This is a genomic window from Bradyrhizobium hipponense, from assembly GCF_008123965.1.
GTDB lineage: Bacteria > Pseudomonadota > Alphaproteobacteria > Rhizobiales > Xanthobacteraceae > Bradyrhizobium > Bradyrhizobium hipponense.
Window position 1 is genome coordinate 74,354 of record NZ_VSTH01000059.1, and the last position, 19,322, is coordinate 93,675.

18 protein-coding genes are annotated in these 19,322 nt (G+C 65.3%); 1 reads left to right on the forward strand and 17 read right to left on the reverse strand.

The features are described 5' to 3' along the window. Window positions 1–37: 37 nt before the first annotated feature. From infB to rimP, 4 genes are all read right to left on the reverse strand, one after another. The gene (gene infB / locus FXV83_RS19570) at window positions 38–2,725 is read right to left on the reverse strand and encodes a translation initiation factor IF-2 (RefSeq protein ID WP_148741030.1); all 2,688 of its coding nucleotides are present in this window, start codon (window positions 2,723–2,725) and stop codon (window positions 38–40) included. A 72-nt stretch (window positions 2,726–2,797) separates the two neighbouring features. Further along, a complete protein-coding gene (locus FXV83_RS19575; RefSeq protein ID WP_148741031.1) occupies window positions 2,798–3,481 on the reverse strand; it encodes an RNA-binding protein in 684 nt (227 codons plus the stop codon). Between the two features lie 23 nt (window positions 3,482–3,504). Continuing rightward, window positions 3,505–5,115, reverse strand: coding sequence for a transcription termination factor NusA (gene nusA, locus FXV83_RS19580; RefSeq protein WP_148741032.1), 1,611 nt, complete (start codon window positions 5,113–5,115; stop codon window positions 3,505–3,507). A 2-nt stretch (window positions 5,116–5,117) separates the two neighbouring features. Beyond that, on the reverse strand, window positions 5,118–5,876 hold the full coding sequence (gene rimP / locus FXV83_RS19585) for a ribosome maturation factor RimP (protein WP_148741033.1): 759 nt from the start codon (window positions 5,874–5,876) through the stop codon (window positions 5,118–5,120). A gap of 366 nt (window positions 5,877–6,242) precedes the next feature. On the opposite strand from rimP, the gene FXV83_RS19590 reads away from it, so the two are divergent. After that, entirely contained in the window at window positions 6,243–7,325 is a 1,083-nt protein-coding gene (locus tag FXV83_RS19590; protein WP_148741034.1) for a DUF2336 domain-containing protein, read from the forward strand. Here the strand turns inward: FXV83_RS19590 and FXV83_RS19595 are convergent. The 13 genes from FXV83_RS19595 to FXV83_RS19655 form a co-directional block, all read right to left on the reverse strand. Further along, window positions 7,322–8,032, reverse strand: coding sequence for a tRNA (guanine(46)-N(7))-methyltransferase TrmB (locus FXV83_RS19595; RefSeq protein ID WP_148741035.1), 711 nt, complete (start codon window positions 8,030–8,032; stop codon window positions 7,322–7,324). The genes FXV83_RS19590 and FXV83_RS19595 overlap by 4 nt on opposite strands. Then, window positions 8,029–9,186 carry a M20 family metallopeptidase gene (locus tag FXV83_RS19600; protein WP_148741036.1) on the reverse strand — a complete coding sequence of 386 codons (1,158 nt, stop codon included), beginning with the start codon at window positions 9,184–9,186 and terminating at the stop codon, window positions 8,029–8,031. Before FXV83_RS19600 ends, FXV83_RS19595 begins: the two co-directional genes overlap by 4 nt. Window positions 9,187–9,271: 85 nt before the next feature. Then, complete coding sequence (locus FXV83_RS19605) at window positions 9,272–9,685, reverse strand: helix-turn-helix domain-containing protein (protein WP_148741037.1); 414 nt, start codon at window positions 9,683–9,685, stop codon at window positions 9,272–9,274. Window positions 9,686–9,906: 221 nt separating this feature from the next. Next, on the reverse strand, window positions 9,907–11,520 hold the full coding sequence (gene lnt, locus FXV83_RS19610) for an apolipoprotein N-acyltransferase (RefSeq protein ID WP_148741038.1): 1,614 nt from the start codon (window positions 11,518–11,520) through the stop codon (window positions 9,907–9,909). Further along, a complete protein-coding gene (locus tag FXV83_RS19615; protein ID WP_235939889.1) occupies window positions 11,517–12,635 on the reverse strand; it encodes a hemolysin family protein in 1,119 nt (372 codons plus the stop codon). The genes lnt and FXV83_RS19615 overlap by 4 nt, the downstream gene beginning before the upstream one ends. A 13-nt stretch (window positions 12,636–12,648) precedes the next feature. Continuing rightward, the gene (gene ybeY, locus FXV83_RS19620; protein WP_235939896.1) at window positions 12,649–13,125 is read right to left on the reverse strand and encodes an rRNA maturation RNase YbeY; all 477 of its coding nucleotides are present in this window, start codon (window positions 13,123–13,125) and stop codon (window positions 12,649–12,651) included. A gap of 80 nt (window positions 13,126–13,205) precedes the next feature. After that, window positions 13,206–14,204, reverse strand: coding sequence for a PhoH family protein (locus FXV83_RS19625; protein ID WP_148741041.1), 999 nt, complete (start codon window positions 14,202–14,204; stop codon window positions 13,206–13,208). 64 nt (window positions 14,205–14,268) lie between these two features. Beyond that, window positions 14,269–15,666: a tRNA (N6-isopentenyl adenosine(37)-C2)-methylthiotransferase MiaB gene (gene miaB / locus FXV83_RS19630; RefSeq protein ID WP_148741042.1), complete on the reverse strand. Its 1,398-nt coding sequence runs from the start codon at window positions 15,664–15,666 to the stop codon at window positions 14,269–14,271. Window positions 15,667–15,858: 192 nt separating this feature from the next. Beyond that, entirely contained in the window at window positions 15,859–16,539 is a 681-nt protein-coding gene (locus tag FXV83_RS19635) for an HAD family hydrolase (RefSeq protein WP_148741048.1), read from the reverse strand. Window positions 16,540–16,565: 26 nt separating this feature from the next. Then, window positions 16,566–17,030 carry a Fur family transcriptional regulator gene (locus FXV83_RS19640; protein ID WP_148741043.1) on the reverse strand — a complete coding sequence of 155 codons (465 nt, stop codon included), beginning with the start codon at window positions 17,028–17,030 and terminating at the stop codon, window positions 16,566–16,568. A 37-nt stretch (window positions 17,031–17,067) separates the two neighbouring features. Continuing rightward, on the reverse strand, window positions 17,068–17,553 hold the full coding sequence (gene rimI / locus FXV83_RS19645) for a ribosomal protein S18-alanine N-acetyltransferase (protein WP_148741044.1): 486 nt from the start codon (window positions 17,551–17,553) through the stop codon (window positions 17,068–17,070). Continuing rightward, window positions 17,550–18,245 carry a tRNA (adenosine(37)-N6)-threonylcarbamoyltransferase complex dimerization subunit type 1 TsaB gene (gene tsaB / locus FXV83_RS19650; RefSeq protein ID WP_148741049.1) on the reverse strand — a complete coding sequence of 232 codons (696 nt, stop codon included), beginning with the start codon at window positions 18,243–18,245 and terminating at the stop codon, window positions 17,550–17,552. Before tsaB ends, rimI begins: the two co-directional genes overlap by 4 nt. 184 nt (window positions 18,246–18,429) lie before the next feature. Further along, window positions 18,430–18,999, reverse strand: a complete 570-nt coding sequence (locus tag FXV83_RS19655) for a NifU family protein (protein ID WP_148741045.1) — start codon at window positions 18,997–18,999, stop codon at window positions 18,430–18,432. Window positions 19,000–19,322 lie beyond the last annotated feature (323 nt).

Sequence of the window (19,322 nt, forward strand, 5' to 3'; positions counted from 1 at the left end):
GTTCAAAAAGATCCGGGCGCTTCGGTAAGATTTGGACTTACAGGGAGCGCTGGATCGTCTCCACGCGGTAACACTCGATCACGTCACCGGCGCGCATATCGTGGTAGTTCTCGAAGGCCATGCCGCATTCCTGGCCGGACTGGACTTCCTTCACTTCGTCCTTGAAGCGCTTCAGCGTCGACAGCTTGCCTTCGTGCACGACGACGTTGTCGCGGATCAGGCGCACGTTGGCGCCGCGTTCCACGGTACCGTCGGTGACGCGGCAGCCGGCGACCTTGCCGACCTTGGAGATGTTGAAGATCTCCAGGATGGAGGCATTGCCGAGCATGGTTTCGCGCAAGGTCGGCGCGAGCAGGCCGCTCATCGCCTTCTTCACGTCATCCACGAGGTCGTAGATGATGTTGTAGTAGCGGATCTCGATGCCGTTGCGCTTGGCGGCCGCGGCGGCCTCCTTGTTGGCACGGACCGAGAAGCCGATGATCGCGGCGTTGAAGCCTTCCGCGAGCGTCACGTCGGATTCCGAGATGCCGCCGACGCCGGCATGCAGGATGCGGGCGGCGACTTCGTCGGTGCCGAGCTTCTCCAGCGAGCCGAGGATCGCTTCCAGCGAGCCCTGCACGTCGGCCTTGATGATCAGCGGGAATTCCTTGCGGCCCGCGGTCTTCAGTTGCGACATCATCTGCTCGAGCGAGCCGCGCATGCCGGAGATCGAGGCAGCCGCATTCTCGCGCTTCTGGTGCGCGCGATAGCTGGTGACCTGGCGGGCGCGGGCTTCGTTCTCGACCACCGCGAGACGATCGCCGGCTTCCGGCGGACCGTTGAAGCCGAGCACCTCGACCGGCACCGACGGACCTGCTTCGTGCACCGTCTCGCCTTGATCCGAGATCAGCGCGCGGACACGGCCCATCTCGGCGCCGGCGACGATGATGTCGCCGACACGAAGCGTGCCGCGCTGGACCAGCACGGTCGCGACCGGGCCGCGGCCGCGGTCGAGCTTGGCCTCGATCACGGTGCCTTCGGCCGGGCGCTCCGAATTGGTCTTCAGGTCGAGGATGTCGGCCTGCAGCGCGATCATTTCGAGCAGCTTGTCGAGATTGGTCTTGTTCTTGGCCGACACCTCGACGTCGACGACATCGCCGCCGAAGGATTCGACTTGAACCTCGTGCTGGAGCAGCTCGGTGCGCACGCGCTCGGCCTTCGCATCAGGCTTGTCGATCTTGTTGATGGCAACGATGATCGGCACCCGCGCCGCCTTGGCGTGGTTGATGGCTTCGACCGTCTGCGGCATCACGCCGTCATCGGCCGCAACCACCAGCACGACGATGTCGGTGACCTTGGCGCCGCGGGCGCGCATCGCTGTGAACGCGGCGTGGCCGGGGGTGTCGATGAAGGTGATCTTCTTGCCGCTTTCCGGCGACAGCACCTGATAGGCGCCGATATGCTGGGTGATGCCGCCGGCTTCGCCGGAGACCACATTGGCATGACGGAGCGCGTCGAGCAGCGAGGTCTTGCCGTGGTCGACGTGGCCCATCACGGTCACCACCGGCGAGCGCGGCTCGGTGTCATTGGAATCGTCGATGGCATCGAACAAGCCTTCTTCGACGTCGGATGCCGCCACGCGCTTGACCGTATGGCCGAGTTCCTCGGCGATGAGCTGCGCGGTGTCGGCATCGATCACGTCCGTGATCTTGTGCATCGCGCCCTGCTTCATCAGCATGCGGATGACGTCGACCGCGCGCTCGGACATGCGGTTGGCGAGTTCCTGGATGGCGATCGCTTCCGGAATGACCACCTCGCGGACCAGCTTTTCCTTCGGCTCGTTCGAGACGTGACCTTTCAGGCGCTGGGTGCGGCGGCGGAACGACGCGATCGAGCGCTCGCGCACGTCGCCGGCGCTGAGCGCGGTGACGAGCGTCAGGCGGCCGCGCTCCTTCTGCGGACCCGGCTTGTGGGTGGTCTTGGGGGCTGCCACGGGACGCATGGCGCCTCCGGGGCCGCGACGGATCTGGCGCGGACCATCATCCTCGTCCGGCCCGGCTGCAACGCCGGGGGCGCGACCCGGCGCACCCGCCGGCCGCTGAGCGGTCGTCGCGGCCGGTCGGGCTGTGGTCGTCGCAGGTCGCGACGTGGTCGGCGCGGAGCGCGGTGCACTGGTGGCCGGCGCGGCTGTCGCAGCGCGCGCGGCAGACGGAGACTGCTCGCCCTCGCCAAAACGCTTCTTGGCCTCGGTTTCGGCCTTGCGCTTGGCCTCCTCTTCGTGGCGGTGACGTTCTTCCTCGGCCTTGCGGCGGGCTTCAGCGGCGTCGCGCTCGACGCGCTCGGCGCTTTCGCGGATGGCGCGGCGCTGGGCTTCCTCTTCGGCCTGGCGGCGCTCCTCGACTTCACGCACCTTGGCATCGGCGAGCGCGCTGGCACGCGCCGAACGCTCGTCCTCGGTCAGGGTCCGCAGCACCACGCCGGAACCGGCGTTGCGCGGCGGAGCAGCCTTCGGCACAGGACGCGGTGCCGCAGCGGGCGCGGCCGGTGCCGGCTTCGCAATCTCGGGTGCCTGCGGCTCGGGGCCGTCGCCGATCCGGCGCTTGCCGCGCTTTTCGACCACGACCTGCTTGCTGCGGCCGTGGCTGAAGCTCTGGCGCACGGTGCCCGTTTCGACGCGCGGCTTGAGCGATAGCGTCTTGCTCGGAACGCTCAGCTTCTTGTCGCCAGGGGTCTTGGTATCAACCATTCAGCAGTCCTAATCCTGATCTTTGTTAACGTTGTGCGTTGCCGCACCGTCCTATCGGGTGGTCGTTGTCTCTCAGAAATCCTGGCCGCGCTTTTCGGCCGTCTTGTCATCGTCCGCCATCCGGTATCGGACCAGCATCTGGCTACGTGACAGGAATGACCGGCTCGCCGGGCCCGCGAGCAGCGCAGCATGTATCACATTTGACCGGGTAAGTGCCAAATCCAATTCTATCGATTTCAGCGCGGTGATGACGGGAATCTGCGGCTTGGTACCGCGATTTCCGGCATTTTGACGCGCCAGCGTGTCCAATTTGCGGATTCCGTCCGCGGCCCCGTCGCTAGCGTGGATCAGGACCTCGACCGTGCCTTCCCGCAGGGCGCTCTCGACCTTGCCGAAACCGGCTACGATCTGGCCCGCCTTGGCGGCGATCCCAAGGGCTTCCATCACGCTCCGAACCAGGAGCGTCTCGATGTCGGCGGGAAGCGTCTGAGGCGTTCGAAGCTCGCGCTTGAAGGCCTTGCTAAATTGGTGACGACGGACGGCTTCCGCAACCGTCTGCCGCGAGGCCGATAGCCACATGCCGCGCCCGGGCAGCTTGCGCTTGAGATCGGGAACTATCTGCCCTTCCGGCGAGACGACGAAGCGGATTAGCTCGTCGATCGGCTTGACCTCGCGGCTGACCGCGCACATCCGCATGGTCGCGGACCTTTCGGTCCGCGGGCCATTGTCGAGATCGTGGTCATTATCCGCGAGCATCCGGTCGACATCTCCTGCCGCCCTTAAGCCGGCTGATCTTCGGTCGCCTCAGCCTCTTCGGCCGGCTTGGCGAGGTCAGCTTCGGTGATCCAGCCGGCCTTGACGCGGGCCTGCATGATCATGGCTTCCGCATCGTCGCGGGAGACGTCGAGGCCTTCGAGCGCGCCGGCGAATTTGGTCTGCTCGCCGCCTTCCTTGCGTTCGGTCCAGCCGACCAGGTCGTCGGTGGCGCAGCCGGCGAGGTCGTCGACGGTCTTGATGTCGTTCTCGCCGAACTTCACCAGCATCTTCGAGGTCACGCCGGGCACGTCCTTGACGGCGTCATCGACGCCGAGTTCCTTGCGCCGGGCCTCGAGCTCGGCTTCCTGCTGATCGAGATATTCGCGGGCACGGTTCTGGAGCTCCTGTGCGGTCTCCTCGTCGAAGCCCTCGATGCCGGCGAGCTCCTTGATGTCCACCATGGCGAGTTCCTCGACCGAGGTGAAGCCTTCGGACGCCAGCAGCTGGCCGACAACCTCGTCGACGTTGAGCGATTCCATGAAGACGCGGGTGGAATTCTCGAAGTCGGCCTGACGGCGCTCCGATTCCTCCTGCTCGGTCAGGATGTCGATATCCCAGCCGGTCAGCTGCGAGGCGAGACGGACGTTCTGGCCGCGGCGGCCGATCGCCAGCGAAAGCTGGTTGTTGGTGTCGGGCACCACGACCTCGATGCGCTCGCGGTCCTCGTCGATGACGACCTTGGAGACCTCGGCCGGCGCCAGCGCGTTGACCACGAAGGTCGCGATGTCGGGCGACCAGGGGATGATATCGATCTTCTCGCCCTGCAATTCGTTCACCACCGCCTGCACGCGCGAGCCGCGCATGCCGACGCAGGCGCCGACCGGATCGACCGAAGAATCGCGGGAAATCACGCCGATTTTCGCGCGCGAGCCGGGATCGCGGGCGACCGCCTTGATCTCGACGATGCCGTCGTAGATTTCCGGCACTTCCTGCGCGAACAGCTTGGCCATGAACTGCGGATGGGTGCGGGAGAGGAAGATCTGCGGGCCGCGGGTCTCGCGGCGGACGTCGAAGATATAGGCACGGACGCGGTCGCCGTTGCGGAACACCTCGCGCGGCAGCATCTCGTCGCGGCGGATGATGGCCTCGCCGCGGCCGAGATCGACGATCACGCTGCCATATTCGACGCGCTTGACGACACCGTTGACGATGTCGCCGATGCGGTCCTTGAACTCCTGATATTGCCGGTCACGCTCGGCCTCGCGCACCTTCTGCACAATGACCTGCTTGGCCGATTGCGCGGCGATGCGGCCATATTCAAGCGGCGGCAGGGTGTCGGCGATGGTGTCGCCGACCTGGGCGCCGGGATTGGCGCGCTGCGCGTCCGACAGCGAGATCTGGTTGGAATGGTTTTCGACCTTGTCGACCACCAGCATATGGCGCGACAGCCGTAGCTCGCCCTTCTTCGGGTCGATCTCGGCATGAACGTCAGTTTCGCTGCCGTAGCGTGCCCGCGCCGCCTTGGCGATGGCATCTTCCATCGCCGCGATGACGATGCCGCGGTCGATCGATTTCTCGCGCGCAACGGCGTCGGCGATCTGGAGCAGTTCAAGTCGATTGGCACTGACTGCCATGGCTAGTCTCCTTCGTCAGGCTCGATCTCGCCGCGCCGCGCACGTTCGGCAGCAAGGCGATGTTTCTTCGTATTGGTCGGGGCCGGCTTCTTCTTCTCCGGCTTGGTGTTCTTGGTGGTCTTCTCGCTGATGCTGGCGTGCGGGGCAGCCGGCGGCTCCAGGCCGAGATTGCGTCGCATTTCGCGAGCTGCGGCCTTGCCGCGGCGCATGGATTCCGCGATCAGCTCGTCGGTCAGCACCAGCCGAGCCTCACCGATATCCTCCATCACCAGGAGAACCTCGGCATCGTCGTCACCCTTGACGTCGTCGCGCTTGAGCCGCACGCGGTCGCCCTCGACGCCTGCGAGCGTGCCGCGGAACCGCTTCCGCCCCTCATGGGCGGTCGCCATCTCGACCTTGACCAGGTGACCCGTATACCGTTCGAAATCGGAGCGACGCACCAGCGGCCGGTCGATTCCCGGCGAGGAAATCTCCAGGCGGTAGGCGCGCTCGATGGGATCGGCGACGTCGAGCACCGGCGACAGCGCCCGCGAGATCGCCTCGCAATCCTCGATCTGCATGGTGCCGTCCGGCCGCTCGGCCATGATCTGCACGGTGCAGCCGGCCTCGCCTGAAATGCGAATCCGCACCAGCCGGTAGCCCATGCCCTCGAGCACAGGACCCGCGACCGCCGACACCCGCGCCGCCACGCCCGGCTCGACCACGAGCCGCGGCTCGGCCAGCAATTCGGCATCCGTGGAACCAGGGTTCGGCTCGGTCATATCCAGGGTCAAGGCGCTCGATGGTTAAGGCTTGGTTACGATTTCAGAGCCTGCTTCGGAACTCTCTGTCCAGACAGGTGGTCGGCCGCGCATCTTCTGCCAAGCCGCCTTCAGGTAATAAAAAAGAGCGGGTCCTTTCGGGCCCACTCTCACTACGCGGATCGTATGAGAAGATGAAGTTGGGGTGGATATAGCGCTTTCCACCCACGCGGACAAGGCCCATTGCGGCTGCGAACCGGCTTTTTGCGGCCGGGTCTGCGGCCGCTCGCGAAACGCTTCCTTCATCAAGGGGGCCTAAATTCTCCGATTGTGGGGCGGCTTGAGCCTATGGCGCGCCCACGGCGTGCCAGATTCGAGTAGCGTTCCATGACCGTTGCCACGTCGCTCATTCCAGGACTGGACGATATCGTCAAACGCGGCGATCCGAGACGCCGTGGCGAGGTGGCGCGTGCCATCTCCGAATTGTTCTTCCACGACGCTGCAAACCTCCGTCCCGACCTCGTCGACCTCTTCGACAATCTCCTCATCGATCTCGTCCCGCACGCCGAGCTTGCCTCGCGCGTCGATCTCGCCGAGCGCTTCTCGCATCTGAACAATGCGCCACCCCACCTCGTGCGCCAGCTCGCGCGCGAAAACGAGATCATGGTGGCCGGGCCCGTGTTGCGCCGCTCGCCCGTGCTCGATGACGCCGCGCTGGTCGAGATCGCGCGGCTGAAGGGACAGGGCCATCTGCTCGCCATGACCGAGCGGCCGACATTGTCGGCCGACATCACCGACGTGCTGGTCGAGCGCGGCGATCGCGACGTGGTGCGCCGTGCCGCCGGCAATGCAGGTGCGGCGTTCTCGTCCGGCGGCTATTCGGAATTGATCAAGCGCGCGGCGCAGGACGGCGTGCTGACGCTCAAGATCGGCCAGCGCGAGGATCTTTCCGGCGAGCATCTCAAGGAGCTGCTGAACGGCACGCTCGACGTCATCCGCCGCCGCCTCTCCATCGTGGTCAAACCGGCGCGCCAGGTCGAGATCAAGCGCGCGATGGCTTCAATCGAGGAAGCCACGCAGCCACCCGGGCCGCGGCGCGATTATTCGGCGGCGCAGCGCACGGTGCTCAGCCTGCATCGCGGCGGTCATCTCGGCGAAAGCGCGCTGCTCGGATTCGCTAAGGCGCATAAATACGAGGAGGCGATCGCCTCGCTCTCGGCGATGTCCGGCGTCAGGATCTCGATCCTCGACCGTCTGATCGCGGGCGACCGCTACGATCCGATTCTGATCGTGGGGCGGATGTTGAACCTGGGCTGGCCCACGGTGCGCGCGCTCATCCTGCTGTGGTACGGGCCGCACCGCACGCCCGCCGATGCCGACATCGAGGCGGCGCGCATGAATTTCACGCGCCTGATGCCGGTGACCGCCGAGCGCGTCGTCAATTTCTGGCGCAACCGGCAGACGATCTAGACCCTACGAAACCGCAGATACGCAGCCTTGCGTCCCTCGCGCGCAGCTTTGCGGCCGTAACGCGTCATGGTGTAGCCGGCCCAGGGCTGCCGGAAATCGTCGGCGCGCTCCGCGAGCCATTGGAAATCCGGCGAGCGTGAAAGATGCGACAGCGTCCAGGCGCAGTAATCGTCGATGTCGCAGACGAAGCGGAATTCGCCGCCCGCTTTCAGCACGCGGGCCATAGCTGCGATCGTCCTGTCCTGAACGAAGCGCCGCTTCCAGTGCCGCCGCTTCGGCCAGGGATCGGGATGAATCAGGTCGATCCGCGACAGCGAGGCTTGCGGCAGCCAGGCCAGCAGCTCGGCGGCATCGCCTGCGAACAGGCGGATGTTGCCGATGTTGCCGGCCTCGATCTGCGCGAGGATCTTCGCCATGCCGTTGACATAGGGCTCGCAGCCGATGAAGCCGGTTGCAGGAAAGCACAGCGCTTCCGCCGCAAGATGCTCGCCGCCGCCGAAGCCGATCTCGAGTCGCACCTCATCCGTCGCGGGGACGAAGATCTCGCCGGCATTCGCCGGCGCTTCACTTGCGATGTCGAGCGCGAGACGCGGCAGCAGATGGTCGACCAGCTCGGCCTGGTGCTGCCTGAGCTTGTGGCCCTTGCGGCGTCCGAAGAAGGCGCGCTCGCTGTCGTCGCGCTCGGGATCTGATTTGCGTTCGGTCATTGCAGCGTCTGGTACAGGCGATAGAGCAGCCGCGCGCGCGGTTCGAGCGAGGAAACATAAAGCTGCTCATAATGGGTGTGCGCGCCCTTGCCGTCGACGCCGAGCCCGTCGAGCGTGCCGGTGTTGGCCGCCGTGAAATTGCCGTCCGAGCCGCCGCCGGTGTGGGTATCGACCAGGTCGAAGCCGATCTCCGCGGCCAGCGTCCTTGCATGCTCGTACAGCGCTGCGCCGGAATTGCTCTTCTCATAGGGCGGACGATTGAGCTCGCCCGTGACCTTGACGGTGACGCCTTCCGTTTTCGATTTCAATCCAAGAATCTTGCCGACGAGCTCTTCCGCGTCCTTGAGGCTCGGCACGCGCAGATCGATCTCGGCATAGGCCTCTTCCGGCGTGACGTTGGGCCGCGTGCCGCCGCGCACCACGCCGACATTGACGGTGACGCCGCGGTTCAGATCGTTCATGCCCTCCAGCGCCTGGATGACGTTGGCGAGCTCGCGCACGGCGCTGCGGCCGTCCTCGGGCCGCGTCCCGGCATGGGTGGGCACGCCTTTGATGAACGCCTGGAATCGTCCGACGCCCTTGCGTCCGGTGACGATCTTGCCGCCGTCGCGCGCCGGCTCCGTGACCAGCACGTATTTTGCCTTGCGTCCTTCCGTCTCGATCAGCGCACGCGAGGTGGGGCTGCCGATCTCTTCGTCGGACGTGAACACATGCGTGATGCCGAGCGGCGAATCGTCGGCCGTGGCGCAAAGCGCGCGAAAGGCGTGATAGGCGATGTAGGCGCCGCCCTTCATGTCGTAGATGCCGGGACCGAACGCGCTGTTGCCTTCGACCTTGAAAGGAAGGCGTTCGATGAATCCCATGGGATGGACGGTATCGAGGTGGCTCAGCACCAGGACACCTGGCCGGTCCTGGCCCCAGGTCGAGCGTGCCACGAGATGATCGCCGCAGCCATCGACGCCGGCGACGCGCTCGAGCGTGACAGGCAGATCGCGATATTGCTCCGCGACCATCGAGACCAGCTTGTTGACCTGTTCAGGCACTTCCGTCGGCGTCTCGATCTCCACCCAGCGGCGGATGCCATCGAGAATAGTTTGGGAATCGAACAAATTGGAGCTCGCCATGGAAGCATCTAGGCCTTTGAATCGGATCATCGGAGAGGACGCACACCAAGGCACGCCTACAGATGACGACATAGGCCAGATTTGACGCCGCCTCAAACCGGATCGAGGGGACGTGTCAGCGCTTGTCGGGGCCCTCGCGGGCGGCGATCTGTTCGACGAGATCGACGATGGAGCGGCGCAGCTTCGAATCGGTGATTCGGGTGAACGCCTTGGTCAGAGCGAGCCCTTCGGAGGTCGCTAGAAAGTCGGAGACGTAGGAGGGCGAGGCGCCTTCTGCGAAGCCGTCCGGGCCGGCCATGCCGCTCGGGCCGCCCTCGAACAGGAACGACACCGGCACCTGGAGAATCTCGGCGATCTGCTGGATGCGGCTCGCGCCGACGCGGTTGGTGCCCTTCTCGTACTTCTGGACCTGCTGGAAAGTCAGGCCCAAAGCTTCACCGAGCTTTTCCTGGCTCATGCCCAACATGATACGGCGCATGCGCACGCGACTGCCGACATATTTGTCAACAGGGTTGGGCGCTTTCGACATTTCCTCAGCCCTCCAAACACCACCGTCGGCGCAATGGGAAGTATTGCCTCAGGTGACAGCGACATCAAACTTCACTCTGATTGGGGAAACATTGCGGAGAAATTTAGCAATGTACCGCTGTCTTGCGCAGCCGGTGCAGAATGAGGAGCCCAGCTGCAGTCTGTCAACCGTGGGACTACGGTTGTCAAAGGTTTCCGGACGCTTCGGCAGTGGCGGCGTGATCAGGGGTACCGTTTGGCAACACGTCGCCGTACCGCCAGAATCACAGCCAACGCAACGAGCACGGCCGCGGGCGCGTCGCCAATCTTGGCATAGATCGTCGGCGGGATTGCGGCGGGCAGATTTGCGTCCAAAATGCCTTCGATTCCGAGGCCGAGGCTTGCGATCGTTCGCCCCACCGGATCGATCACTGCGGATACGCCGGTATTGGCGGAGCGGACCAGCGGCAAGCCGAGCTCGATCGCGCGCATGCGCGATTGCTCCAGATGCTGGTAAGGACCGGTCGAAATGCCGAACCAGCCGTCATTGGTGAGGTTCACGATCCAGCCCGGGCGCTCGTTGCGCGCCGCGACTTCGCCGGGAAAAATCGCCTCGTAGCAGATCAGTGGCAGCGCCGGCGGCGCACCCGGCACCGGCAACGCATGCCGCACGGTGCCCGGAATGAAGCCGCCGCGCACCCGCGTGAGTTGCTCAAAGCCGAGCTTCTCCATCAGATCCTGGAAAGGAAGATATTCTCCGAACGGCACCAAATGCAGCTTGTCGTAGATGGCGAGCACGCTGCCATCGTGGTCGATCACGTAGATTGAATTATAGGCACGCGTGATCGGCTTGCCCGGCGGCAGGTCAGGGGCACGGACCGATCCGGTGATCAACACAGTGCCCTTCGGCACCAGCTCGGTGATTTGGGCCATCGCGTCGGCTTCGCGGGTCAGAAAGAACGGAAACGCGGATTCCGGCCAGATCAGGATGGTGGCGTCGCGCACGCCGGTCGATTGCGGTCCGGAAGCGCGGTCCGACAGCGCGAGATATTTCTTCATCACCTCCGCCTTTGCGGCGTAGTTGAATTTTGCGTCCTGCTGGAGGTTCGGCTGCATCAGACGCAGCTTGGCGCCCGCGACCATCGTGGTCGGATGCAGCGACAGGCGGATCGCGCCGAAAATCCCCATGACGATCAGCAGCGCGACCGCAGCGGCCGGCGCGTGCCACGACAGGCGGCGATCCCACGTGCGGTCGATCAGCGCCGCGGGGCTTGCGAAGATCGCGACTGTGAGGAACGTCATGCCCCACAGGCCGATCAGCGACGCCGTCTGCGCCAGCGGCAGCGGCTCCGACAGCGCATAACCGAAAGCATTCCAGGGAAAGCCACTCAGCGCGTGGCCGCGCAGCCATTCGCTGATGGTGAGGCTTGCTGCCAGAGCAAGCACGCGCGTGGCGTCCTTGCTCCAGAGCAGGCGGGCCAGGGCAAACCCGATTCCCGTGAAGACGGCAAGATAGGCCGGCAGGCCGAGCACGGCGAACGGTGTCAGCCAGGCAAAGACGTCGGCCTCGACGAAGAAGGCGTAGCCGATCCAGTAGAGGCCGGGCACGAAATAGCCGAGCCCGAACCAGTAACCGGTCAGCGCCGCTGCGGGGACGCCGCCGAGCCGGCCGCCGCCGGCGCCGTCGATCAGCCAGACCAGCACCGGGAAGGTGACGAACAGCACCGGCCAGGCGTTGAATGGCGCCAGCGCGAGGACGGATAGCGCGCCGGCTGACATCGCAACCACGGCGCGCTTCCATCCCCAGGTCAAGATGATGGCGAGGGCGATCTGACGAAGGCGCTGGAAGGGGCTCACTGGGAACCGGACCCGTCGGCAGGCGGCGGAGTGGGTGTGTCGCCGGAAGGCGTTTGTCCGCTCTCCGGCGCGGACTCGCGGCGGCGGCTCTCGCGCTGGGTGCGGGGCGCGGGACGCTCCTTCCGTGTCGAGATGCGCAGCCGCTTGACGCGGCGCGGATCGGCATCGAGGACCTCGACCTCGTAATTGCCCGGACCCGAGATCACCTCGCCGCGCACCGGCAGGCGGCCGACGAAGCTGACGAGATAGCCGCCCAGCGTCTCGACTTCCTCGCCGGCCTCGCCGGTGACGAAGTCCTCGCCGATCACCGAACGGACGTCGTCGAGGCTGGCGCGGGCGTCTGCGATGAAGGCGTTGTCGGGCAGGCGCACGATCGAGGGCGGCTCGTCGCTGTCATGCTCGTCGTCGATCTCGCCGACGATCTGCTCGACGATGTCCTCGAGCGAAACCAGACCGTCGCTGCCGCCATATTCATCGACCACCAGCGCCAGGTGAATGCGCGTGGCCTGCATTTGCGCGAGCAGGTCGATCGCCCGCATCGACGGCGGCACATAAAGCAGCTTGCGGATGATCCGCGCATCCTCAAGAGGCAGCGCGAGATCGACGGCGCGCAGGTCGAGCCCGGCCGGCAGCGGCTTCTTGCGCTTGGCCTTGGTGACTGGCGGCACGCGCGCGCGCGCCGTCATGAAGGCGAGCAGGTCGCGGATATGGACGATGCCGACGGGATCGTCGAGCGTCTCGTTGTAGACCACGAGGCGCGAATGGCCGGCGCTCTCGAAACGATCCATCAATTCGCCGAGCGGGATGTCGCGCTTCACCGCGATGATGTCGGCGCGATGCACCATGACGTCGGCGATGCGGCGCTCATGCAGGCTGAGAATGTTGCGCAGCATGGTGCGTTCGACGGTGGAGAACCCGGTGTCGTCGGGCGTCGTGGCGTTGAGCACGACCTGGAGATCGTCGCGCACCGATCCCGCCTTCCAGCCGAACAGCGTGCGGATGGCGCGCAGCAGCCAGCTTTCCGCGGTCGGCCGCATCACCTCGCCGGGCGTCACGACGACGGGCAGGTTGCGCGTGTTGCGCGGATTGTCGTGGGTCGGGTCGGAATCCGGCATCTCAATCCATCCGTCAGCGGTCGGCATAGGGGTCGGGGATGCCGAGATGAGCCAGGATCTGGGTTTCGAGCGCTTCCATCTCCTCCGCGTCGTCGTCATTCTCGTGGTCGTAGCCGACCAGATGCAGGAATCCATGCACGGCCAGATGGCTCAAATGGTGGTCGAACGGCTTCTGCTCCTCGTCCGCCTCGCGCCGCATGGTCTCGTAGGCGATGGCGATGTCGCCGAGCATGCGCGGCGCATCGCCCGGCTTCCACGCGCCCTCCGGCTGGAGCGCCGGAAACGACAGCACGTTGGTCGGCTTGTCGAGGCCGCGCCAGTTGCTGTTGAGCGTGCGGATGCCGGCATCGTCGGTCAGCATGACAGCCACTTCGGCCTCGGCGACGTCTTCGTCGACCGATTCGGCGGCGGCCGCAACCGCGCGTTGAATCACGGTCTCGGCGTCGGGCTCGCTCTGCCAGCAATCGGCGACGACGAGGACCTCGGTCATGGGAGGGTTGGGATGTAACATGGCTTTGTTCGGAACGAAGGGCGCTGTGTTCGCGCCCGCATGGTCCGGCTGTTGTCCCGTCAGGATCTGTTGCCGATGGGCGGCCGCTGCGGCTGCCCTTCGTAGGCCGAGACGATCCGCGCCACGAGCTCATGGCGAATCACGTCCTCGGCAGTGAAATGAACTTGCGAAATGCCCTCGACGCCGCCCAGCAGCCGGGTCGCTTCCGCGAGGCCCGAGGTCTGCCCGTTGGGCAGGTCGATCTGCGAGGGGTCGCCGGTCACGATCATGCGGCTGTTCTCGCCGAGACGGGTCAGGAACATCTTCATCTGCATCGAGGTGGTGTTCTGCGCCTCGTCCAGGATGATGGCGGCATTGGTGAGCGTGCGGCCGCGCATGAAGGCGAGCGGTGCGATTTCGATCTCGCCGGTCTGGAGCGCGCGCTCGACGATGCGCGCGTCCATGAGGTCGTAGAGCGCGTCGTAGATCGGGCGCAGATAGGGATCGACCTTCTCGCGAAGGTCGCCGGGCAGGAAGCCGAGCCGCTCGCCGGCCTCCACCGCCGGGCGCGACAGGATGATCTTGTCGACCTCCTTGCGCTCGAACAGCTGTGCGGCATGCGCAACTGCGAGCCAGGTCTTGCCGGTGCCGGCGGGGCCGACGCCAAACACCAGCTCGTGGCGCTTCAGCGCGCGGATGTAGGAGTCCTGTGCGGCGGTGCGCGCCCGCACCGGGCGCTTGCGCAAATTGATGCTCTCGAAGGTCGACTTGGCCGATTTGGCGTCGAACTCGAACAGCGAGCCCTGCGCGATCACGGAGCGAATCGCGCCTTCGACCTCGCCCTGGTCGAGATCCTGTCCCTTCACCGCCTGGGCGTAGAGCATTTCCAGCACGCGGCGGGCGGCATCGCAGCCGTCGCGCGTGCCGCCGATGGTGATGTGGTTGCCCTTGGAATCCACCACGACGCCGAGCCGCCGCTCGATTTGCGCGAGGTTCTGGCCGTAGGGGCCGACGAGCGCGGACGCGGCGCGGTTGTCGTCGAAATCGATGACGACCTGGGTTTCCGGCGGTACCTGCATGTCGCGGTCAAATTTGCGGCTGGGAGCGAAGGAAGGCGAATCCGATGCGCTTTTTGGCAAGGGTTCAGGCTCCAGTGGCGATGGGTGATAAAGCGGGCTCGCGCGCAGTGCGCGGCGTCACGAGCTCACCGAGGAAGCTGTAGCGCTCAAGGCTGTCGATCCGGACCGGCAGGATTGTTCCGATGATATCGGGCGGCGCCATCACATGGGCAGGCTGCAGGTAGGCGGTTCGGCCGACGATCTGGCCGTCCTTGCGTGCCGGGCGTTCGAACAGCACATCGACGGTTGTGCCAATCGCGGCCTTGTTGAAGGCCGATTGCTGGCTGTCGATCAGTTCCTGGAGCCGCTCCAATCGCTGGTCCATCTCGGCGGGGGACACCGTCTCCTGCATGTCCGCGGCCGGCGTTCCCGGCCGGGCGGAGTATTTGAACGAATAAGCCGCAGCGTAGCCGATTTGCGTGACAAGTGCGAGGGTCGCGAGAAAATCTTGCTCGCTCTCGCCGGGGAAGCCGACGATAAAATCTGATGAAAAAGCAATGTCTTGGCGCGCGGCCCGGAAACGGTCGATGACGCGCCGATAATTATCGGCGGTATGTTTCCGGTTCATGGCCGCCAGAATCCGGTCCGAGCCCGACTGCACCGGCAGGTGCACGAACGGCATCAGTGCCTCGAGGTCGCGGTGGGCCGCAATCAAGCTGTCGTCGACGTCGCAGGGATGGCTGGTCGAGTAGCGCAGCCGCGCGATGCCGGGAATCCGTGCCAGGCGCTCGAGCAATTTGCCGAGCGGCCAGCTTTTTCCGTCGGGCCCGTCGCCGTGATAGGCGTTGACGTTCTGCCCGATCAGCGTCAGCTCGCGCACGCCGTTGTAGGCAAGCCGCGTCGCGTCGTCGACGATCTTCGTCACGGGACGCGAGACTTCGGCGCCGCGCGTGTACGGCACGACGCAGAAGGTGCAGAACTTGTCGCAGCCTTCCTGCACCGTGACGAAGGCAGAAATGCCGCGTGCGCGGATCGCCTCGGGCCTTGGCTGGGCGAGGAAGCCGAACTTGTCGGCGGCCGGAAACTCGGTCTCGATCGCACGGCCTTCATTGCCGGCGCGCTTCAGCAGCTCCGGCAGATGATGGTAGCTCTGTGGGCCGACCACGACATCGACGACAGGGGCGCGGCGCACGATCTCTTCGCCTTCGGCCTGCGCCACGCAGCCCGCAACCGCGATCTGCATCGCGCGGCCGCCGCGCGCGGCCTCGTCCTTGGCGACGCGCAGCCGGCCGAGCTCGGAATAGACCTTTTCGGATGCCTTCTCGCGGATGTGGCAGGTGTTGAGGATGACGAGGTCGGCGTCCTCGGCGCTCGCTGTCTCCACGAATCCTTCCGGGGCCAGCGTGTCCACCATGCGCTGGGCATCGTAGACGTTCATCTGGCAGCCAAATGATTTGATGTGCAGCTTGCGCGGCGGCGTCATGGAACCCGAAATTGAGGTGGAGGACAGCCCTCAGATATAGGCTGGAGTGGCGAAAATCCAGCGAATGGACCGCAAGGGGGCAATTCCGGGCGCTTGGAAAGGGAGTTAAGTCGGAATCTCGACCCAAAAGTCCTGGATTCCTGTCTTTACACGCGCTGCGCGCGTCCCCGGAATGACGGTGACGGGGCGGAATCAGCCGGCCAAGGCGTCCGCCGCGACCCGCCGGACCAGTTCCGGCAGTTGCCGCATGTCGTCGAAGGTCAGGTCGGCGCCGGCCTGGCGCAGCGTTTCGGCATAGCCGTCGCCGCAATGGCTGCCGCCGTGGAAGCCGAACACAGTCATGCCGGCTGCTCGCGCCCCGGCAATGCCGGCAAGGCTGTCCTCGATCACGACACACCGCTGCGGCGGCACGCCCATTTCGGAGGCCGCGAACAGGAACAGGTCCGGTGCCGGCTTGCCGTGCTTCACCTGCGAGGCCGAGAAGATGTTCGGCGCGAGGCGCTCATAGAGCCCCGTGCTCCCCAGGCTCACTTGCATCCGTTGATGCGACCCGCTGGAAGCGACGCAGACGCGTTGGGTGACGATATCGAGAACGTCATGAATGCCACGGATCGCTTCGAGATCGGCTTCGAACGCGCGGAACAGCTCGTGCTGCAGGTCGCCGTGGTAGGCCTCGGGCAGCTTGCGTCCGAGTTCGGACTCGATCTCGAGATTGGCCTGCCGTGTCGATCGTCCGAGGAAGCGCTCGAACACTTCGTCCGACGTGATCGGATAGCCGTGCCGGGTCAGCACATCCGCATGCGCGCGGCAGGAGATCACCTCGCTGTCAACCAGCACGCCGTCGCAATCGAAAATGATGAGATCGACGGGCACTAGCGCGTGATCCGAAAAAAGCGTGCTCAAGACGTCGGCGTGTCGTCGTCGAGCGGGACGCAATAGAGCTCGAGGCGATGGTCGACCAGCTTGTAGCCGAGCCTGCGGGCGATTTCGGCCTGCAGCTTCTCGATCTCTTCCGAGGTGAACTCGATCACCTTGCCGTCGCGCAGATTGATGAGGTGATCGTGGTGGCTGTCGCGCATCTGCTCGTAGCGTGCGCGGCCTTCGCGGAAATCGTGGCGTTCGATGATACCTGCATCCTCGAACAGCTTGACGGTGCGATAGACCGTCGAGATCGAGATCTTGTCGTCGACGGCGACGCAGCGCCGGTACAATTCCTCGACGTCGGGATGATCGACCGCCTCCGCAAGCACGCGGGCGATGACGCGCCGCTGCTCGGTCATGCGCATGCCGGTGGCGGCACAGCGTGCCTCGATGCCGGACGCGCTGGATGTGGTGGCTGCGGAGGAAGGTTTCAGTGCGGTCATAATTGTCTGCCTGACGGGGCGCTTTGTGCCAACAATGTTACGACAAGTCACGTCGCATCAGAAGTGCGTTCAATTGTTCCCCGTTCGGCTGCTTATAGTAGCGTTCGCGGCGCCCGACCACCATGAATCCGGCCCGGTCGTAGAGCCGTCGCGCCGGCTGGTTGTTTTCCTCGACCTCCAGAAATATCGTGCGCACGCCGCGCCCTGCAAGGTGGCCGAGATGGGTCATCAGCAGCGTGCGGGACAGGCCGCGGCCGCGAAGGGCCTTATCGACGGCAATCGAGAGGATTTCGGCTTCATCCGCGCCGATCCGCGACACCGCAAAGCCGACCGTCTTGCGGCCCAGGCGCAGCCGATGCACCAGCGTGTTGCGCTCGCCGATCATGGTCTCGAACTCGCCTTCGCCCCAGCCGTGCGCGAAGGACTCGCCATGAAGCTGCGCCAGCCGCGCGGCGTCGCGCGCAGCAGCCGGCTCGACGGCGGCAGTGCCCTCGCGCCACCATTGCGACAGCCATGTCATCATGAGGTCGCGGCTTGCGCTGCGAGTGGCGGCTGTGCTGCCGGCTTTGCATCGGGCGCGCGCAGATAGAACGGTCGCGCCGGCGTTGTTTCGGGATCGGCGGCCGCGCCGAGCCAGGCGACCCAGCCGATGTCGGGCGCGGCCTGCGCATTGATCGCGACCGGCTGCGGTGCGTCCTTTGGCCAGCGCTCGGCGAGGATCTTTGCGGCATTGCCGACCAGATGCGGTGCGCCGAATTGCGAGGCCGCAATCGCCTCGTCGACGCTGGCGACTTTCGGCCGCACCAGCTGGCTGCCGTCGCCGGCGACGATCTGGAAATAAACGTGATCGTGCCGCGCATCGATCGCCGAGATCACGGGCGCCGTTCCGCTCTGGCCGATGATGGCGGCGGCATAGGCCGACAGTGTCGTCAGCCCGACGGCCGGCCGCTCGGCCGCAAGCGCAAGGCCGCGTGCCGCCGAAATACCGACGCGCAAGCCGGTGAAACTGCCGGGGCCGACGGTGACGGCGATGCGGTCGAGCGAGGTGAAGGCGAGATTGGCTGATCGCATGACGCGCGCGATCATCGGCATCAGCGCCTCGGCGTGGCCGCGCTTCATCAGAAGCTGCTCCCGCGCAAGGAGTTCGCCTGCCTCGGTGTCGAGCACGGCGGCCGCGCATGCTTCGAGCGCAGTATCGATGGCAAGGATCAGCATGGCGGCGAGCATATCATTAGCGATCGGATGATGCCCAATGTTCTTGCCGTCATGGCCGGGCTTGACCCAGCCATCCACGGTTTTGCCGCCCAAAACGTGAATGCCCGGGACATCTAGCGCGAAGAACGCGCTTCGCGCTTTTGCCCGGGCACGACGGTGTTCAACTCGATCGTCGAACGCGCAATCACATCGGCCGGACTTCGACCACATCCGGCACGAAGTGCTTCAACAGGTTCTGGATGCCGTGCTGGAGCGTCGCGGTCGATGACGGGCAGCCGGAGCAGGCGCCCTTCATGTTGAGATAGACGATGCCGTCCTTGAAGCCGCGGAAGGTGATGTCGCCGCCGTCATTGGCGACCGCCGGCCGCACCCGGGTCTCGATCAGGTCCTTGATCATGTCGACCGTCTCGGCATCGGCCTCGTCGAAGAACTCGCCCGCGTCGTCGAGGTCGCTATCGCTTGGCGCCGCGCCGTCGGCGAGCAGCGGCGCGCCGGACATGTAGTGCTCCATGATGGCACCGAGGATCGCGGGCTTGAGCTGCTGCCATTCACCGCCCGCCTTGGTCACGGTGATGAAGTCGGAGCCATAGAACACGCCGGTGATGCCGGGCACCTCGAACAGCTTTTCGGCGAGTGGCGAGCGCGTGGCGGCTTCGGGGCTCGAAAACTCCATCGGGCCGCCGTCGGTCACGACCCGGCCGGGAATGAACTTGAGCGTGGCGGGATTGGGGGTGGCTTCGGTCTGAATGAACATGGTTTTCTCCGGACGTCGCCGGTTCAAGGCCGGCGCGCAGGCTATCCACTAGCAGATGGCGACGGGGAACGCACGGTCAAGGGGGGAGGAAGGCGTTTCGTTGTTAAATCAGCGAGTTACGGCGCTGCTTACCCTCCCCTGAAGGGCTAAGGCGTGCACACGTCTCGAAAACTGACTCAAGAACAGGGACTTAGATGACCCCCGGTTTTGAAACGGCCTTGATGTCAGTCGGTCAGCGGGCATTGAAAAGACTCGTGATTCTCATCGATGCCGCTGGTCAGTCATAAGATGTGTGCACAGCTTAGCCTGAAGGGGGAGGGTCG

Bases quoted from the DNA above. Each gene is read 5' to 3' on its own strand.
- infB (WP_148741030.1), bottom strand. From the start codon at position 2,725: ATGGTTGATACCAAGACCCCTGGCGACAAGAAGCTGAGCGTTCCGAGC.
- FXV83_RS19575 (WP_148741031.1), bottom strand. From the start codon at position 3,481: ATGCTCGCGGATAATGACCACGATCTCGACAATGGCCCGCGGACCGAA.
- nusA (WP_148741032.1), bottom strand. From the start codon at position 5,115: ATGGCAGTCAGTGCCAATCGACTTGAACTGCTCCAGATCGCCGACGCC.
- rimP (WP_148741033.1), bottom strand. From the start codon at position 5,876: ATGACCGAGCCGAACCCTGGTTCCACGGATGCCGAATTGCTGGCCGAG.
- FXV83_RS19590 (WP_148741034.1), top strand. From the start codon at position 6,243: ATGACCGTTGCCACGTCGCTCATTCCAGGACTGGACGATATCGTCAAA.
- FXV83_RS19595 (WP_148741035.1), bottom strand. From the start codon at position 8,032: ATGACCGAACGCAAATCAGATCCCGAGCGCGACGACAGCGAGCGCGCC.
- FXV83_RS19600 (WP_148741036.1), bottom strand. From the start codon at position 9,186: ATGATCCGATTCAAAGGCCTAGATGCTTCCATGGCGAGCTCCAATTTG.
- FXV83_RS19605 (WP_148741037.1), bottom strand. From the start codon at position 9,685: ATGTCGAAAGCGCCCAACCCTGTTGACAAATATGTCGGCAGTCGCGTG.
- FXV83_RS19615 (WP_235939889.1), bottom strand. From the start codon at position 12,635: ATGCCGGATTCCGACCCGACCCACGACAATCCGCGCAACACGCGCAAC.
- ybeY (WP_235939896.1), bottom strand. From the start codon at position 13,125: ATGACCGAGGTCCTCGTCGTCGCCGATTGCTGGCAGAGCGAGCCCGAC.
- FXV83_RS19625 (WP_148741041.1), bottom strand. From the start codon at position 14,204: ATGCAGGTACCGCCGGAAACCCAGGTCGTCATCGATTTCGACGACAAC.
- miaB (WP_148741042.1), bottom strand. From the start codon at position 15,666: ATGACGCCGCCGCGCAAGCTGCACATCAAATCATTTGGCTGCCAGATG.
- FXV83_RS19640 (WP_148741043.1), bottom strand. From the start codon at position 17,030: ATGACCGCACTGAAACCTTCCTCCGCAGCCACCACATCCAGCGCGTCC.
- rimI (WP_148741044.1), bottom strand. From the start codon at position 17,553: ATGATGACATGGCTGTCGCAATGGTGGCGCGAGGGCACTGCCGCCGTC.
- tsaB (WP_148741049.1), bottom strand. From the start codon at position 18,245: ATGCTGATCCTTGCCATCGATACTGCGCTCGAAGCATGCGCGGCCGCC.
- FXV83_RS19655 (WP_148741045.1), bottom strand. From the start codon at position 18,999: ATGTTCATTCAGACCGAAGCCACCCCCAATCCCGCCACGCTCAAGTTC.